The following is an 18,009-nucleotide window of genomic DNA, read 5'->3' as shown; positions in this document are numbered from 1 at the left end:
CTCCCTGTTAATCGGCACTACAAATTATAAGTAAACTATTAATATTTTTACTCATAGGTTCTGCCTTCATTTATCGTTTACCACTACTTGATTTTGAAGGTCTTTCATTAGTCATACCAGGCATCTCCATTCTATTACCCATACCTCCAAAGTTGCTCCTCATATTGGTAGTATTCGTATTATTACTTTCAGGTAATGCTATGAGAATTTTTTGACCTGCATTTATTCCTTCTAAAATTTCTATATAATTTTCATTTTCTAGCCCTGTTTTTACTTCTACTAAATTATCATAACTTGATATTTCGCTTTTTCTATTTGTTCTATTACTTATTTGACCACTTTGTTTTTCCTTGGAACTTACATTATTTTGATTTTTTCTATTAGCTTCTGTTTCGTTAGTGTTGACTTTATTATCATTATTGGTATTCTTATTATTGCTATCATCACTACTATTGATATTATTACTATCAGCAGTCATGATATATTTTTTACCATTCTTCTCTATTAATGCTTCTGCGGGAACTACCAAAGCATCTTGTTTACTATTAACTAATATATCCACATTAACATTCATTCCAATTTTCAATTCTTCATAATTTTTCATAGATATTATAACATCGTATTTTGTTACATTATTATTATTTGTTCCTGTTTCTGATATAAAATCAACTACTCCCTCATATACCTTGTCTTCAACAGCACTAGCACTTATCTGAACTTTTTGATCTTTTTTTACTTTAGAAATATCCAATTCATCTATAGATGACTTAATCTTTAATGATGTTGGATCCATTATGGAAATTATTGTTTTACCACTTTGAACATCATCTCCACTGTTATTATTTTTTTCCACTACTACTCCATCTATAGGTGACGTAAGAACAGCTTTATTCATTTGACTATTGGCATAATCTAGATCCTTCTGCGCTTCATTTACAAGTAAGTTTTGTAAATTAATTTCCTCATCCGTCTTAGCTTTCTCCAATTGAAGTTTTTGTTTTTGTAAATTAATTTCAGCATTACTAATTTGTTGCCTTAGCTGCTCACTTTCAACTCTACATATGACTTGCCCTTTCTTTACCCTATCTCCAACTTTAACAGTTAAATCTTTTATTTCACCATTATTATTAGTAACTATTTCTTTAGTAACATCTGCAAATACGGTTCCTGTTCCCTGTACACTTACTTTTATATCTCTCTTTGCTGCAGTTGCTGTTATATACTTTGTATTTACTGATACTTTCTTTCCTTTACTATATTTGTTAAATATCCACCATCCTGCTACTGCAATAATTATTACAACTACACTTATAAAAACTATTTTTGATATTTTTTTACTCACCTTTTTCCCTCCTTGTTTTTTCAAAGACATTTTTAAAAAATCTAACTAAATTATTTTTAGCTTTAGCAAAAAATTACTTAATAAAAACACTACTCTCCTTAATCTAAAAAACTGTCCAATACATAACATAATAATCTTACTTTATATATTTAAAGAAATAGACACATTACGTTAAGTATCTATCAGATAAACATATATTACTTATACACAGTGACACTTAAGTGACAACTTTGTTAACAAAATATAAATTAATAAGAAAGTAAATGATTAAACCACAAAAGGGTACAATGCCATGGAATTATGAAATTTCATAATTCAAGTAATGTAATGCCTTTTGGGGAATAATCAAATTATGTTTTAAAACTTATTGCAAAATAATCATTTTTGTATTATTATAAAAAATGCTGTATAAATATTAATACCTTACATGGTATTATGTTAAGGAGGTTTTTATGGAGAATTCAATGAATAAAAATAATGTAAAAAGAAAATATTCGTTAAAGGATTTGCTTAGATTTATATTTCCATCAATAACTGGAATATTATTATTTATGACACCAATTCCACTAGAAGGAGAGGTCACAATTCCTATTGCTTTTCTCTCTAAATTTATACAAACTTCATTAGAAAACTATTTGCCATTAATAATGACAATACTTATAACCTCATCATGTGTTTTTACCCTAATTATAAAAATATTCAAGCCAAGTTTCCTAATGAATAATGATTACTTAAAAAAACTTTTAGATGTTACACCCCTTTGGGTTATCTCGAGAATTATAGGCATGATTCTAGCTATATGCACGTTTTTTAAATTAGGCAGCAAAGTTATATATTCTGAAAATACTGGTGGTCTTTTACTATATAGCTTACTTCCTATTTTATTTGCAGTGTTTTTATTTGCAGGATTATTACTACCATTAATATTAGATTTTGGTCTACTAGAATTTTTCGGTACTTTACTAACTAAAGTAATGAGACCTATTTTTAATCTACCTGGTCGTTCGTCAATAGACTGTATAACCTCATGGCTTGGAGACGGTACTATAGGAGTGCTTTTAACAAGCAAGCAATATGAAGAGGGATATTACTCAAAAAGAGAAGCAGCCATAATTGGCACTTCCTTTTCCGCAGTATCTATAACTTTTTGTTTAGTTGTTATTTCACAAGTTGGACTCGGTCATATGTTTCTTCCATTTTATCTTACAGTAACATTATCAGGCATAGCGGCCGCTGTAATAACTCCAAGAATACCACCTCTTTCTAGAAAATCTGATACTTATTTTAATGATAATAACAAATCTTCTAGCGAGGTTATTCCTGAAGGTTATTCTGCATTAAATTGGGGCTTTGAACAAGCAATAGAAAAGTCTCAAAAGAATACTAATGTACGTAAATTTTTAACAGATGGATTTAAGAATGTTTTCGATATGTGGCTTGGGGTTACTCCCATAGTCATGGCTATGGGTACTATAGCTCTTATATTAGCTGAGTACACTCCAATTTTCAAATGGCTAGGAATGCCATTTATACCATTACTTCAGCTATTACAAATCCCAGAAGCACAAGCTGCTTCCTCTACATTAGTTGTAGGCTTTGCTGATATGTTTCTTCCATCAGTAATAGCTGCAAGTACTATAAAAAGTCCTATTACACTTTTTATAATAGCTGCAGTTTCTGTAACTCAACTTATTTATATGTCTGAAGTAGGCGGATTACTAATTGGTTCCAAAATACCTGTGAATTTTAAAGAACTATTTATAATATTTATAGAAAGAACTTTGATAACACTTCCAATTATATCTGTTATCGCACATATTATATTCTAATGCAAGTAAGGAACGGTTCATTAATTTTATTATATAAAATTAATGAACCGTTCCTTACTTATCTTCGTATTCGTAGAGCGTCATACCCTTAGGAAGTTCTCCTCCATTTCTTACTATTTCTATTGCCACCTCTCCTACTACAGCTAAATCCTCTGCATTAAAGTAGTATATAATATTATTATCAAATAAAATATTTGCAGAACTTGAAAATTCCTCATCACCTTGCCAAACTATAAAAGTCATATACACATTATTTATAAATTCAAACCTATATGCCATATCTCCATTTTTTACTCTCTGAGCTCCCATTTTTTCGAAAACCTCTTGTAAAAACTCTAATTTGTCTCCAAATACTTTAGCCAACTTTGCAATGGTTCTGCTACTAAAATTAGGATAATAAGTATGTCCTCCTGGTATTTCTTTATATGTTATATCTTTTCCTGTAGGCGGGACACCTTTTCCATTTACTAAATATCTTAAAAATATAGTTTTAATGGTATATCCTTTTATCTCTTGTCCAGCTTCATTAAATGTATCTGCCGATGGATACTTTATGTAATAATCTTTTCCCATAAGCCTTAATTTAAAAATCTCTCTTTCCTCATCATATATTGCACCTGTAAATTTCTCCATTTCCTTAGGCTCCTGCCTTTTAAATATATTTTGAATATATTCATAAGGAACCCTTCCCTGTCTATTATCGATACTCTTTGAAACTCCCATACCTGCCCCCCATTAATATTAATTGTTTTCAAATTTTTCTAAACTAACTCCTGACTCTTCTGCAAACTGTATTCAGATAATGTAAACATGATTTCTAATCATCTATATATACTTCTCTGCCTACACCGTATATATCTCATATTATAATATACTATTTTACCAAATTCCACCTAAGACAAACTATATGTACTATTTCTTAAATACTTTATCTTATTTTTAATATATATTTGTAATTACTTAAATATAGCTACCTTAGAAGCAAAATTTATAAACCTATACATTTTATTTTTAGGTTTAATAGACTTACTATCAATCACACAGAATAGTAATAGTAACATATATTACAACAGATTCATAGCATAAAATAGTAGTGAATTTTATATCACTTACAATTAATTATTCATAGTTAAAATATACATCAAGCTAATTCAAAATTAATTATGAATAAATCCAATATGAAAGGAGCATTTATATGGACAATAATGCTACAAAGATAAATGGATTAATATCCCAAAAAGAACTGGATAATTATAATATTCAATATCCTTGTAAAGAAATTTGTAAATCTTATCACATAACTCTTCCTGAAAATAAGCCCAACATAGAACTAATATTGGAGCTTTCGTTTAATGCAACAATTAGTAATTGGAAACATATATTCACTCATGGTAAAAGTAAAATTTTTATTGAAGGCTTTTTAAATTTAAGGGTATTTTTTAAATCAAACTTATATTCAAAAAATATATATTATACAGAATTTAGCAGACCATTATCTGAAATTTTACCCATAGAACATGTTGGTACCCCTAATTTAACACCTGCTATATTTATTGAAGAAGCTTTTATTAACCATATAAACAAAAAAAGCTTTTCTATATCAACATTAATGGTGATATGTACAATTTTAAATAACAATAATTCATCTAAAGAAAATATCAATGTTTCTTCAAAAGATAATTCACAAACACATATAGAAAATATAGACACTACTTCAAAAAGTAATTTACAAATCCCTATAGAAAATATAGATACTATTTCAAAAAGTAATTTGCAAATCCCCGTAGAAAACATAGATACTACTCAAAAAAATAATTTGCAAATTCCTATGGAAAATATAGATGTTTATTTAAAAGATAATTTGCAAGTTCCCACTGAAATTATATATACTTCTTTAAAAAATACTTCAAAAGATCAAAAAGAAAACTCTATAAATCTAAATATAGAATACGACATGAATACTGGCGAAGAACATATTAAATAAAAGCTAAAAATATGTAGTAACCTTATATAACTCCTATTAATATAATGTAATTATAGACATCTAGTATTATTCAATTTAATAAATAGTAGGAGGGTAATTATATGAATAGAGTTTTTGAAGAAAATAGTGAAAACAAAAGTTTTCCTAATATAAATTCATGTACCATTTCTGATTTTTGTAACAAAGCCGATGATAATAGCTGTATCCATTTTGATCCATGTGAACTTTGTAAAAGTGCTACATTAGATCCTACTAACGTGGCTAACGCATCAAGGTTATTGCAGGTAAATGTTTGCTTAAAGAATGTGTGTCCTGGACATGAGTTAACTGTAGGATGTATAATTTTGGACAAATGCAATACAGTATTAGCATTTAAATCTCAAACATTTACTTTAGACCAAGGATGTCCTTGCAGTGCACAAGAAGACAACTTAATATATGACAAAAATAAATCTACTAATACAAGTTCACCATGTGTAGATACCAATAGAAGATTTAGCTTTATTCTTCCTGACAATGATCTATGCTCACCTCTAGATATAAGAGTTAAAATCATTGCAAACTATACACATCCATGCTAAAAAACATGGAGTTTCAAACAATATAGGGCAACTAATCATTTAGTTGTCCTTATTGTCTGCAAATGAAAAAATACTTTATATATCTGCACTATTCTATAGAAACTATATTTTCTCAACTTTTTCTAAAATTAACCTCAGTTTATTCTAACCTCCAAATTATTTTCTTGATTATATATGAATTAGTCTGAAATTTTTTTTGATGACTAAGTATATTGTTCCTCATTAAATATATGGTTATAATAAGCGTAAGGCAGGTGACTTCAATTGAGATTTACAGAAATAAAAAGAAACTACGAATTTTTATTCAAAAAATTATTTAAAAATACTTTTAATGATTTTAAAAAGTGTTTCATATTAAATATAAAATATAAGTTTCTATATAAACTAGTACTTTTTTTCATACTAATTCCATTATTGTCTATAATTATAAATCTCTTTATGTATCTAAGTGAAAAAAGAGTTCTTACTAATAATATATTGTTAAAATTTTCATTTAGCATTCCTGGACTTTGGACTATATTAATACTGGTAATTATAAACGTTTTTTTACTAACCACCGATGTAGTACGATTGGTTATACTATCACAAAATATATATTTGGGAAATAAATTTAAACTTTCAAAGGTATTTGGAGCTATATTAAAAAACTTTTCTAAAGTGATTAAAATACTCTTGGTTCAGCTCTTTCTACATATATGCATTATACTGTCATTACTATTTATGATTATAAGCCCTAAAATATTAAATGCTTATTTACCAACTTTTTTTGCAAATATATTAGTTAACACCCCACTAAAAATACTTATTATTTTAACTATAATAATAACATCCTATATGTATTTAATTAAAAATATATTTGCTATTCATATATCCATTATAGAGGGTTTGGATTTTAAAACTTCACTTATAAAAAGCAAAAATATGTGTAAAAGTAAACTTTGGAATATATCAGGTATAATTTTACTCTTATATGTATTCATAATCTCATGTACACTTATTTTATTTTTTATAATAGGACTAGCCTTTGTAACTTTTATGAAAAAGTCTGGTTTCAATTCTTTCCCAGTATTGACTTCGCTTTCACTTTTTTCAGTTTTTTCTTCTATAATTATGTTCTTAGTATCAATATTCGCCATACCTATAAATATAATAATTATTACAAGACTTTACTATTTTATTGAAGTAAATGACTATGATTCAAAGTTAAGTGACTATATGGAATATGGTATTAATACTCCTTCGTCTTTTAAAGAACTTAAACACAATAATATCTTTATTATAATAACTTGTTCTGCACTAATAATGTTATTTACAATAATATTATTAGTTACTTACTATTCAAGTGTAAAAATGAATGCTGTACATATAACTGCTCATAGAGGCACTCCTATATATGCACCAGAGAATTCCTTAAGTGCACTGCAATACGCCATAAATAATGGAGCTGATTATGCTGAAATAGATGTACAGGAAACTGCAGATGGAGAAGTGGTGCTGTTACATGATACTAATTTAAAAAGAGTAACGGGAATAAACAAAAATATATGGGATGTAACTTACGATGAACTTAAATATTATAGTATTGGTAAAAAATTCATAAATCCTTTTGGTGAAAAATTTAGAGGTGAAAAAATACCTTCTTTAAGACAAGCAATAAAACTATGCAAAGGTAAAATTAAATTAAATATTGAACTTAAAGCCAACGGTCATGACCCAGAGCTATCAGAAAAAGTATTAAAAATTTTAGAAGAAGAAAACTTTAAAGATCAATGCATAATATCTTCTGTAAACTATGAAAGCCTAAAAAAAGTACGAAATCTAGATCCCACTATAAAAATTGGTACCATTGTATATATAGTAATTGAAGATATGTCTAACTTAGATGTGGATTTCTATAGCATTGAAACTGATAATGCTACAGAAAAATTTATTCACAATTCTCATCTTCTTGGACGTGAAGTTCATGTTTGGACAGTTAATAATGAAAAAAACATGACCAAACTAATTGATTTAGGAGTTGACAACATAATAACTGATCATCCATACAATTTGAAAAACTTATTAGAGGAATCTAAAAACAATAAAATAATAAACTTACTATTCAAATAGCAAATCAAGTTGATTACAAAGGGGCTGTGGCACTAAGAATAAATCTTACAATATATTATGTTAACTTTAAACTTGCAAAACAATATATTGCATGTGAATTCCTTAATGCGGCAGCCCATTTTGAATTATATTCAATTAAAACATTTCAATAAACTATGAAAGCTTGATGTACGCTTGACAAAGGGTACAATTTAAATCACTAATGCAACCAACATCCCTCATGTCTATGTTTAATTGCAACCTATCTATGTTAAAATATAACAGCCATTATAGTAGATACCATTATAGTAGTTGCTGCCATAGAAGTTACATTTCCTACAGTTGGGTGAAGCTCTGAAGGCAGCTTTTTAACTAAATATTCAGCAAGTGGAGGTCCTATTATTGCACCTAGAACTCCTGAAAGTACCGCTACCGGTATACTAGCTCCAAACATAAGTACACAGGCAGGTCCTACACTAACTACAGGTACAAAAGTAGCATACCAACCAGTTTTATAATATTTATTAAAATATATGTACACACCTACTGCTGAACCTATTATTTGTGATAGAAGTATAGCTGGCACTGCTCCTGAACCATAAGCAGCATGTCCAGAATTCAATATCCAATCTATGCTTACACCCAATATTGCTAATAATCCTGGAATTTCATTACCATAGAATTGCGCTTCTGAAAAATCTGCTAAAACCCTTCTAATAAACCAAGTAGGTTTAGACATAGATTTTAACTTTTCTTCATCACTTAAGTTTACTGTTTTTCTCTTTATAGGTTTGCATGGCTTTTTCTCCATCCATGGCAGTGTCTCACATATTTCTATAACTACTATACCTGTAATAGCCATAGTTAATACATTAGAAACCACTCCTGGCACATTTAACACAGGTATTATTTTTGTCATTATCCAAAAAGCTATTGGGAAGGATAATAACCCTCCTAAAATAGAACCTGTAAACAAAGCCTTTATACTAGGACCATAAAGAAGCATTATAGCTGGTGGAACTCCCACTATTGTTATAAAAGTTGGAAGCCATGTATACTTTCCTCCTGCAAATAAATGAGTGTAATTTAAAACAAAAACTGCTATAAATACTGATAGTACCTGTGATGCAAATACCCAAGGAAATTGATTTGTCCCATAACATACATTAAATCCTGCATATTTTGAATCCTTTACATCCAGTCTCCAAGCTATAAATCCTCCAACTATTATTCCTAAAGATGCCATAACTCCTGCAAAAAACTCTGCTTCAGTAAAATTCATTATGCACCAAATAAATTTATAAAATATACTGCTATTAGCATTACTAACCACTTGATTGTATGGAAACCATTGCCCAACTACTTTTATATTTACAAGACCAAAATATAAAGCAAAAGCCAAAGCAATAGTTATTAAAAATCCTATATGAGAACCCACAGGTTTACTTAAAAATCTATTGTAAGCCTTATTATTGTTACTACCCATAAAATTTACCTCCTACTATTTTTTCATGTTACATTATATAATTCATATATTTCTTACTGAAAAATATAGTATTAAAACTGTATAACCTATTTTTTCGCATGATACATTATATAATTTATATATATTTCTACAGCTTTTGGTATAGTTGATATCTCTATTCTCTCATTTCTTTGATGAGCCAATGAATCATCGCCAGGCCCTAATATTACAAAAGGCATGTCCAAATCCGGTATAATTTGAGATGCATCCGTATAAAAATTTATGCCCTTGTAATCCAATTTATAATTTAAATTACTATATATGTCTTTAAACTTATTTAAAAATTCGTGTTCTTCCTCAATCTCTAATGCTGGTCTGTTATTTTCCACTTCTAATTCTATAGAAACATCTTTTTCTTTTATTAAACTCTTTGCTATTTCTTCAGCTTTTTCTAATACTTCCTGATTAATTATTCCTGGAATAGCTCTTATATCTACAGAAGCCTCAGCAAAAGCAGGAATAATATTTGTCTTTACTCCTCCCTCTATTTTGGTTACAGCAACTGTTGAATGTCCAAGATATTTATTAAAAGAATCCATATCTATGCTTTCTTTTAATCTTTTTATAAATTCAACCATAATTTCAATGGCATTTATACCCAAGTGCGGCATAGATGCATGTGCTTCCTTACCTCTAACTTTTATATTTAACCACAAAGCTCCCTTTTCACATATTCCAAGTTTAAGGCATGAAGGTTCAGCTATTATTATTTCTTTTACGTCATTTATAATACCAGCTTTTTTTATTGCCATAATTCCCATGCCATCTTTTTCTTCATCTGCTGTAAAACAAAAATATATCTTTCTAGGAGGCAAAATTTTATTTTTATTTTGTAATAAATACTTAGCTGTAAGAATCATTGCACATACTCCGCCCTTCATGTCCGAAGTGCCTCTTCCGTACATGTAATCTCCTTCTACAACCCCCTGAAAAGGTGGATATTTCCATGCTCCTTCATCACCTATAGGTACAGTATCTATGTGACCTATAAATGCTACAGGTGATGAATTATCTTCTCCTGGAATTTCTAATATTAAAGATCCTCTATTGTTTCCATGGTCCAATATTGTATATTTTACATCATAGCCTTCAAAATAAGAAAGTATTAACTTTACTACGTCCATTTCATCCCCAGGAGTATTTACACTTTTAGTTCTTATTAATTTTTTGAGAATTTTACAAGCCTCTTCTCTCAATTCTAAATCTGATCTAAACATATTTTTCTCTCCTATCTGCTGCCACGATGACGCTGTCCCATTAAGAAATTCGTATACAATGATCATCCCACAAAAATCATCACATTACTTGAATTATGAAATTTCTCTGGAATGACTTTCATAATTCCATCGCATTGTACCTTTTTGTGGTTTAATCATACAATATATTGATTTGAAATTTAATAGCAAACACAATTTATTGTAGAATTTATTCTCTGTGCCACAGTGTCATCTCCATTTAAGGTACATGAAAAGAAATAACAAGTCAAAGATGCTGGTATATTTTGTGTCAGACAAGGAAACAGTTTCTGTTGATAGTAAGACTATCGGCAGGTTCTGATGACGCAGTATGACGCAAAATAGACTAGCATACTGACTTGTTATTTCTTTGAATGTGCCTAAGTTAATTATTTAATATAAGAGAAGGCAGCTAAATCTCCTACTCCTGTTCTCTTTACCATTCCAAACTTGCTTACCCAGCCACCTGCACCTTGTGATCTTCTTACAATTCTATTTTCAAAAGCTACAACCTGACCATTTACTATTGTATAAGTAGCAAGTTTATCATTAGGATCCAATACAGTTATATTAGCATTTGCTCCAACTCCAATGTGTCCAATAGCTTCTTCCCACCATGGATTTCCTGTTCTATCTGCTATTAATTTAGCTGGATTACAAGTCATACAAGCTACTGCATCTTTTAATGTTAATACTCCCATTTCACTTAGTTCAATTATGGCAGGTATATTATCTCTAGTATCTCCGAAGCCTTTCATGGTTGCTTCATTTTGACCATCTGATATTAACACTTTTACTATTCCTTCATGTAGTGCATCATAAGCTAATTTCTGTGATTCCTTAGGCAATTGAAGTCCTTCCCTACTGCCTTTTCCTGCTCTTAGCATAGTAGTTACAAACTCGCCAGTTACATGATCATTTTTGCAAAGTTCTATAACTCTAGCCATTCCTTCTGCTGCTCCCATATGAGTTCCACATCCAGCAGCAGTAGCATGAGCTAAATGTATTGGTCTTCCTTTAGATAATGAAACTAATCTTTCTGCATGGGCAGGATCTTGAGTGTGAGACATATATATTAACTTTGCCTTAGAAGTTATTTCAAATATCTTTTCTATATTTTCATCACTCATTATAAAGTGTCCCATGTGGTCTTTAATACCTACTGTCAAAGGAGCAGTAGTATTAGTTATCCTATTTCTAGTCATTTTTCTAATAGATACTTCCTCATTAAGTTCTCCTCTAAAAAGCTGTATTAACTCCTCCACAGAAAGCATAGTTCCAAGTACATTAACAGCTCCTAAATAAAGTCCTATATTTATAGGCAAACCTCTATCTACTTCTGCTCCCAATAAAGCTGGTGCCATAAAAGTATTTCCTGCTCCTGGTGAAAGTCCTATTGTAACACCGTCTTCTACTGCACATTTAATAGGTTCTGTACTCACCTCAAATAAATCTCCTAAATGAAGGTGCATATCTACAAGTCCTGGAGCCACAATAAGCCCTTCGCAATTTATAACTCTATCACCCTTTTCTGGCTTTATATCATTTTCTATACTTTGAATTTTATCTCCATATATAACAACATCTTTAACTTCCTCTAAATTATTTTTAGGATCTACTACAAGACCTGCTTTCAATATAAGCCTTCCACCACATGGTAATTCTCCAATAGGATCATGTAATTTGTTACATTTAGCTGAAGCTAATATATCTGGAAGTGTCCCAACTTTATTTTCATACATATCTAAGTTCCCCTTTCAATATTTATTAACTTACAAATTAAATAACGTAACCGGCCAGTTAACGCATGAAAGTCATTTCTAATTGATGATTTTATAGTATCATAATTTATATTGTTTTACTTCGTACTTCGAGGACGAAAAAAGTGGACAATTATTGTCCACCTATAACAACTTCATCATCACTCCTGCATATCCAAAAGTTTTAATGCTATAGCTATATTGAGTTTTTCCTCCTGATTTTGTAAGTTAATATTTAATATTTCATTTATCTTATTAAACCTATACTTTATTGTATTGTAGTGTATATACATATCCCTAGATGCACTTTTTAAATTCCAATCATTTTTAACTATGCATTTTAAAGTTTCTGTAAAATTACCATTATATTTTGCGTCATATTCTATAATATTTTTTAATTTTTCTCTGCAAAATTCACAAGCGTCCTGAGTGGAATATATGCTAGATAACAATTTGTATATACCTAATTTATTGTAAAATATGGTTTTATTTTTATTATACATAATCCTACCAAGCTTTATAGCCTTTTGAGCTTCCTTAAAGCTTTCATGCATATCCATTATAGATGTCTTATATTCTCCTATGCCTATGGTAACAGTAAAACCATTTACCCTTAATATTTCTTTTCTTATTTCACTGCAGATATTATCTAAACTCTTTTGTAATTTTTCATTATCCCCTTCAAATGCTTCTAATAAAAACACTATGCTATCACTAAAGGTTGTATATACCCTTTGTTCAAAATACTTTTTCATTATTTTCCTAGTAGTTATAAATATCTGCTCTTTTATATTTTCTAAAGTCCCGCTATAATATTTTTTATTCATTTTTATGTACTGAGCCTTATAGTTATCTATATCTACAATCAAACAAAGAAATCCACTGTCAAAGGTCCATCCATAGATTTTAGCTCTATTTTTTACTTCTTCTATAGACTTTATATTTTTCATTATTATATCCTGTACAAATTCACTTCTATATCTTCTTTCAACTTGCAAATTTGATATTTTATTTTGTACATTAAGTTTAAGTACAGTTGCTGCATGTTCTAAAGCTATCTCTGCATATTCCTTTAAGGTTTCATTGTTTATATCATGCATCAAAAATATATATCCATAATTTTGCTTATGGATAGAAACCGTGTAATAATTATATTCTTTCAACATATTTTCCAAAGATGAATTTTGCATTTTCTTTATTAATTTATCATTATTTTTCCCAAAATAGTATTTATTGAAATATAAATCATAAAATATTATGTCTATCTCTAATATATCTTCAAGAGTATCTATTATTTGCTGGGTGTTCCCCCCACTTATAACCAGTTGAGTAAATGATTTATGTATTTTTTCAGAATACATAAGTTTTCTAGATTGTGCATTTACAAGATTAGATAATACAGGGTTTATTATATCTACAAAAGCATATTTTACGGGAATATGTATCAAAGGGAATCTTAGCTCATTGGCTACATGAACCACAGATTCTGGGACTTCCCTAATAAATCTTCCCAGTTTTATTCCTAATCCAGCAGCGCCCTTTTCATTTAATTTTTTAATTAAAAACTCTATATATTTAGGATTATCCTTAATAGAGTATCCTGTAGTAATTAAAAATTCTCCACCCTTCATCCAGTTGTATATGTCTGGAGCATCCATAACTGTTACAGATTTCACTTCTCTACCTAATCCTTCTTCTCCGGCTAATACTTCAAAATCATAAAATCTGGAAATCTCCATCATCTTCCTTAATGTTAACATAAAACCACCGTCTTTCTCATTAGGTTTTGGAATATATATACAAAAACAAGGCATTCAATAAAATTATTTGAATGCCATTAATATACTAAACTCTTATATCTACACATACATTGCATTATAAATATATTATACCAAAAATAATTTGAAATATCATTAGTAAGCTTTACTAGCATTAATACACATTAAATGATTATCCCACAAAAGCATTACATTACTTGAATTATGAAATTTCTATTGTAGTTAATTAGAAATATCTACTGTTTTAATATTCTTTTGTTTATAATTTCTCAAATATTGATATAATCTAAAGTATATACTAAAACCATATGAGGTGCTTTTTATGATTAATTTTTCTAAGGAAGATTTAAAAAATTTATGTTATAGTTCTACCTTTCAAAGGGGGAAAGAATATTATGAAGAAAATAAAATATCAAACTTTTCTATAGAGGATATAGAAGATGATTATGGTAACCCATGTCAAAGAATCTTTGCCAATGTAAAAGATTCCAATTATAAAACTTATAATTGCATTGCAGTGCTTCTTAAAGAACATGAGGAAAAACTAAACCTTTCCAGTTGCTTTTGTAACTGTGAAGCCTTTACAAAATACGAAGGCTTGTGTAAACACACAGTAGCATTACTTTTAAAATACATAGATATAAGTAATGCAAAAAAAAATAGAAAGAAAATTAATACTGAATCTATTGATATTACTTCTTTTGTAAATTCAATAAAACAGGAATTAGATTATAATATTTTAAATAAAAAAGAACTAGCACTAGACATAATACTAGCTGTAGATAAATATAACTGTCACCCTGATGAATTTTCCATTGAATTAAAAATAGGTGAACATAAAAAATATGTAGTTAAAAATATGAAGCAATTTATAGAAGCGGTTAATTCATTAGAAACCTTAGAGTTTGGCAAAGGCTTTACATACGATCCTCATTGCCATACCTTTAAGTCAGAGGATAAAAAAATTATTCGCTTAATTCAAGAAATATATGAGACTCAAACAAGCATTAGCTCAAATTTAAGTTACTACAATAATTCTGTGAAATTTTTCAAAGGCAAACAAGTTTCTTTAAATGAATTACAGTTTAAAAGACTTCTTTCCTATTTAGATAATCACATTTTTACTTTTAAACTTAACAATAAAACTTTTGAAAATGTAAATGTAGTTCATGAAAATTTACCTATAGAATTACAGATAAGTGGAAATCATAAAAATATATTATTGCTTCAAAAAAATCCCCCATTTTTGCCACTAACTAGTGATGGGAAGTACTTTTTATGTAAAGATAAAATATATGCACCAAGCAAAATCCAAATTAACCATTACATACCCTTTCACAATAAATTTTTAAAGAAAAATCCTATAGTAATACCTAGAAGCAGCTGGGGAGATTTTTCAGAATACATAATACCTTTTGTAAAAAATATAACTTCAACAATTCAAATTAAAGATGAAATAAAAGATTATATACTTAAAGAACCTTTAGAAAGTAATATATATCTAGATAAAATTGATAATCATATAATTGCCAATTTAGAATTTAAATACGGCATACATAAAATAAACCCTTTAAATGAAGAAAATAATAGTGAAGTTATTATTATAAGAGAAAATAAAAAAGAACTAGAAATCTTAAATCTATTAAAGAAACACGGTTTTCAAAAGGAGAACACTTTCCTAATTCTTAAGGATGAAGGAGCTATAGTGGACTTCTTATATAGAGGTATAACAAGTCTACAAAATACAAGCAACTTGTTTTACTCTGACGATTTTAAAAATATGAAAGTTCACAGTTCTTCTAGTATAAAATCCTCTTTAAGAATAAATGATGATGACCTTCTAGAAATTTCTTTTAATATGGATAATATAGACAATAACGAACTAGTAGATATTTTTAATAGTATAAAAACTAAAAAGAACTATCATAAATTAAAAAATGGAAGCTTTGTACTATTAAATTCTTTAGCTCTCGAAGATTTCACCAACACCATTGATTACTTAGGGATTAAAAACTCTCAACTTTCGTCTGAAAAAATTCTGCTAAGTAAATATAACGCCTTATATTTAGACCAAAAATTTAAAGACAATGAAATTGTGGAAGTTGAAAAAAACAATAAATTTAGAGAAACCATAAATAATATAAAGGAAGTTCATGAAAGTGATTTTAAAGCTCCAAGTCACATACAAAACATGCTAAGAGATTATCAAAAAACAGGATTTAAGTGGCTAAAAACCTTAGCACACTATGGCTTTGGAGGTATATTAGCTGATGAGATGGGTCTTGGAAAAACTCTTCAAGCTATTGCATTTATTGCTTCTAGAGAAAATGATGATCAAGTTAATCCTTCTCTAGTGGTATGCCCAACTTCCCTTGTGTATAACTGGGAAAATGAAATACAAAAATTTGCTCCTGAGCTTAAGGTAGAAGTTATGTGTGGTAATAAAGATTTAAGATATGAAAAAATGAAAAATATTAATAATCTTGATGTGATAATTACCTCTTATCCTCTTATAAGAATAGATATAGATGAATATAAAGCTATAGCTTTCAGTTACTGTTTTTTAGATGAAGCACAAGCTATAAAAAATCCTCATTCACAAAGTGCCCATGCTGTAAAAAACTTAAAAGCTAAGGGACGTTTTGCCTTAACTGGTACCCCTATAGAGAATTCTCTTACAGAACTTTGGTCCATATTTGACTTTATAATGCCAGGATACCTTTTAAACCACACTAAATTCAGAACTCTATATGAAAACCCTGTACTAAAAAACAAAAATGAAGAGGCATTAAAAGAACTGAATAACCATATAAAACCTTTTATTCTTAGAAGACATAAAAATGATGTTATAAAAGAACTTCCTAAAAAAATAGAACATACAGTTATTGTAGATTTATGTGATGAACAAAAGAAACTTTATACTTCCTACGTTAATTCCTTTAAAAATGAAATTGATGAGAACATAAATGAAATGGGATTTAATAAAAGCAAATTTAAAATTTTATCACTTTTAACAAGACTAAGACAAATTTGCTGTGACCCAGCAATATTCGTACAAGATTATAAAGGAGAAAGTTCTAAAGTAACAGCACTTTTAGATATATTAGACAATATATTAGAAGAAGACCATAGAGTTTTGGTATTCTCTCAATTTACATCAATGCTTAAAAATATAGCTGAAGAATTAAAAAATAAAAATATAAACTATATGTACTTAGACGGTTCTGTAAAAAGTGAAGATAGAATCAATATGGTAAATGAGTTTAATGTAGGAAAATGCAGCGTTTTTTTAATATCATTAAAAGCTGGTGGTACAGGCTTAAATTTAACTGGAGCAGACACAGTTATTCACTTTGACCCTTGGTGGAACCCATCTGTGGAAAATCAAGCTTCTGACAGGGCTCATAGAATTGGTCAGAAAAAAACCGTAGAAGTTATAAAACTAGTAGCTAAAGGTACCATAGAAGAAAAAATTCAAAAGCTTCAAGAAAAGAAAAAAGATATTTTTAATATGACTATTGAAAATGCTTCCGATGTGAATGTTTTAGGAAAAATGAGTGAAGAAGAAATAAAAGAATTGTTTCAAATATAACTATAATAATACAAAAATAATACAAATTTCAAAAGGAACTTTGGCAAATATATAATGTGGTGGAACTATAAAATTTCTCCTCCAAGACTTGCATAAGAGCTCGGAACAATAAATTTAATTTAAGAATTTCTAAAATTAAATTTAAACAGTTTCTTTGTTTCTTATGCAAGTCATTCCGGATAAATTTCATAGTTCAGGTAATGTAATGCTTTTTCTAGAATAATCATACTAATGTTATTTATCATAAACTATTTTTACATGCCCAATTATATGTAAATTCCATACTAAATTCATA

11 protein-coding genes are annotated in these 18,009 nt (G+C 28.8%); 5 read left to right on the top strand and 6 right to left on the bottom strand.

Annotation, left to right across the window (positions count from 1 at the left end; all coding sequences use genetic code 11):
• Positions 1 to 70 precede the first annotated feature (70 nt).
• A complete protein-coding gene (locus tag CC89_RS03840) occupies positions 71 to 1,342 on the bottom strand; it encodes an efflux RND transporter periplasmic adaptor subunit (protein ID WP_035289244.1) in 1,272 nt (423 codons plus the stop codon).
• A 452-nt stretch (positions 1,343 to 1,794) separates the two neighbouring features.
• Between CC89_RS03840 and CC89_RS03835 the strand changes: the two genes are divergently transcribed.
• The gene (locus CC89_RS03835; protein WP_035289242.1) at positions 1,795 to 3,171 is read left to right on the top strand and encodes a YjiH family protein; all 1,377 of its coding nucleotides are present in this window, start codon (positions 1,795 to 1,797) and stop codon (positions 3,169 to 3,171) included.
• Between the two features lie 54 nt (positions 3,172 to 3,225).
• Here the strand turns inward: CC89_RS03835 and CC89_RS03830 are convergent, their stop codons facing one another.
• Positions 3,226 to 3,894, bottom strand: coding sequence for a DUF3786 domain-containing protein (locus CC89_RS03830; RefSeq protein ID WP_035289239.1), 669 nt, complete (start codon positions 3,892 to 3,894; stop codon positions 3,226 to 3,228).
• Between the two features lie 472 nt (positions 3,895 to 4,366).
• Here CC89_RS03830 and CC89_RS19410 point away from each other — a divergent pair, with 472 nt between their 5' ends.
• From CC89_RS19410 to CC89_RS03815, 3 genes are all read left to right on the top strand, one after another.
• Complete coding sequence (locus CC89_RS19410) at positions 4,367 to 5,155, top strand: hypothetical protein (RefSeq protein WP_051931465.1); 789 nt, start codon at positions 4,367 to 4,369, stop codon at positions 5,153 to 5,155.
• A gap of 101 nt (positions 5,156 to 5,256) precedes the next feature.
• Positions 5,257 to 5,736 carry a hypothetical protein gene (locus CC89_RS03820; RefSeq protein ID WP_035289235.1) on the top strand — a complete coding sequence of 160 codons (480 nt, stop codon included), beginning with the start codon at positions 5,257 to 5,259 and terminating at the stop codon, positions 5,734 to 5,736.
• A 264-nt stretch (positions 5,737 to 6,000) separates the two neighbouring features.
• Positions 6,001 to 7,845, top strand: coding sequence for a glycerophosphodiester phosphodiesterase (locus CC89_RS03815; RefSeq protein WP_035289234.1), 1,845 nt, complete (start codon positions 6,001 to 6,003; stop codon positions 7,843 to 7,845).
• Between the two features lie 250 nt (positions 7,846 to 8,095).
• Here CC89_RS03815 and CC89_RS03810 read toward each other — a convergent pair whose 3' ends face one another.
• From CC89_RS03810 to CC89_RS03795, 4 genes are all read right to left on the bottom strand, one after another.
• Positions 8,096 to 9,310: a hypothetical protein gene (locus CC89_RS03810; protein ID WP_051931463.1), complete on the bottom strand. Its 1,215-nt coding sequence runs from the start codon at positions 9,308 to 9,310 to the stop codon at positions 8,096 to 8,098.
• Positions 9,311 to 9,396: 86 nt separating this feature from the next.
• Positions 9,397 to 10,566, bottom strand: coding sequence for a M20 family metallopeptidase (locus CC89_RS03805; protein ID WP_035289232.1), 1,170 nt, complete (start codon positions 10,564 to 10,566; stop codon positions 9,397 to 9,399).
• 407 nt (positions 10,567 to 10,973) lie between these two features.
• Positions 10,974 to 12,326, bottom strand: a complete 1,353-nt coding sequence (locus CC89_RS03800) for an amidohydrolase family protein (RefSeq protein WP_035289230.1) — start codon at positions 12,324 to 12,326, stop codon at positions 10,974 to 10,976.
• 179 nt (positions 12,327 to 12,505) lie between these two features.
• On the bottom strand, positions 12,506 to 14,104 hold the full coding sequence (locus CC89_RS03795; RefSeq protein WP_035289228.1) for a PucR family transcriptional regulator: 1,599 nt from the start codon (positions 14,102 to 14,104) through the stop codon (positions 12,506 to 12,508).
• Positions 14,105 to 14,444: 340 nt separating this feature from the next.
• Here CC89_RS03795 and CC89_RS03790 point away from each other — a divergent pair, with 340 nt between their 5' ends.
• Positions 14,445 to 17,714: a DEAD/DEAH box helicase gene (locus CC89_RS03790; RefSeq protein WP_185750668.1), complete on the top strand. Its 3,270-nt coding sequence runs from the start codon at positions 14,445 to 14,447 to the stop codon at positions 17,712 to 17,714.
• Positions 17,715 to 18,009 lie beyond the last annotated feature (295 nt).

The organism is Clostridium sp. KNHs214 (assembly GCF_000744935.1).
Taxonomy (GTDB): Bacteria; Bacillota; Clostridia; order Clostridiales; family Clostridiaceae; genus Haloimpatiens.
Note: the sequence above shows the minus strand (reverse complement) of the source record. Positions and strands in the feature narration are given on the sequence as shown.

Excerpts from the sequence above, each read along its gene's own strand:
- CC89_RS03810 (WP_051931463.1), bottom strand. The coding sequence starts at position 9,310 with ATGGGTAGTAACAATAATAAGGCTTACAATAGATTTTTAAGTAAACCT.
- CC89_RS03800 (WP_035289230.1), bottom strand. The coding sequence starts at position 12,326 with ATGTATGAAAATAAAGTTGGGACACTTCCAGATATATTAGCTTCAGCT.
- CC89_RS03830 (WP_035289239.1), bottom strand. The coding sequence starts at position 3,894 with ATGGGAGTTTCAAAGAGTATCGATAATAGACAGGGAAGGGTTCCTTAT.
- CC89_RS03835 (WP_035289242.1), top strand. The coding sequence starts at position 1,795 with ATGGAGAATTCAATGAATAAAAATAATGTAAAAAGAAAATATTCGTTA.
- CC89_RS03790 (WP_185750668.1), top strand. The coding sequence starts at position 14,445 with ATGATTAATTTTTCTAAGGAAGATTTAAAAAATTTATGTTATAGTTCT.
- CC89_RS03795 (WP_035289228.1), bottom strand. The coding sequence starts at position 14,104 with ATGTTAACATTAAGGAAGATGATGGAGATTTCCAGATTTTATGATTTT.
- CC89_RS03805 (WP_035289232.1), bottom strand. The coding sequence starts at position 10,566 with ATGTTTAGATCAGATTTAGAATTGAGAGAAGAGGCTTGTAAAATTCTC.
- CC89_RS19410 (WP_051931465.1), top strand. The coding sequence starts at position 4,367 with ATGGACAATAATGCTACAAAGATAAATGGATTAATATCCCAAAAAGAA.
- CC89_RS03820 (WP_035289235.1), top strand. The coding sequence starts at position 5,257 with ATGAATAGAGTTTTTGAAGAAAATAGTGAAAACAAAAGTTTTCCTAAT.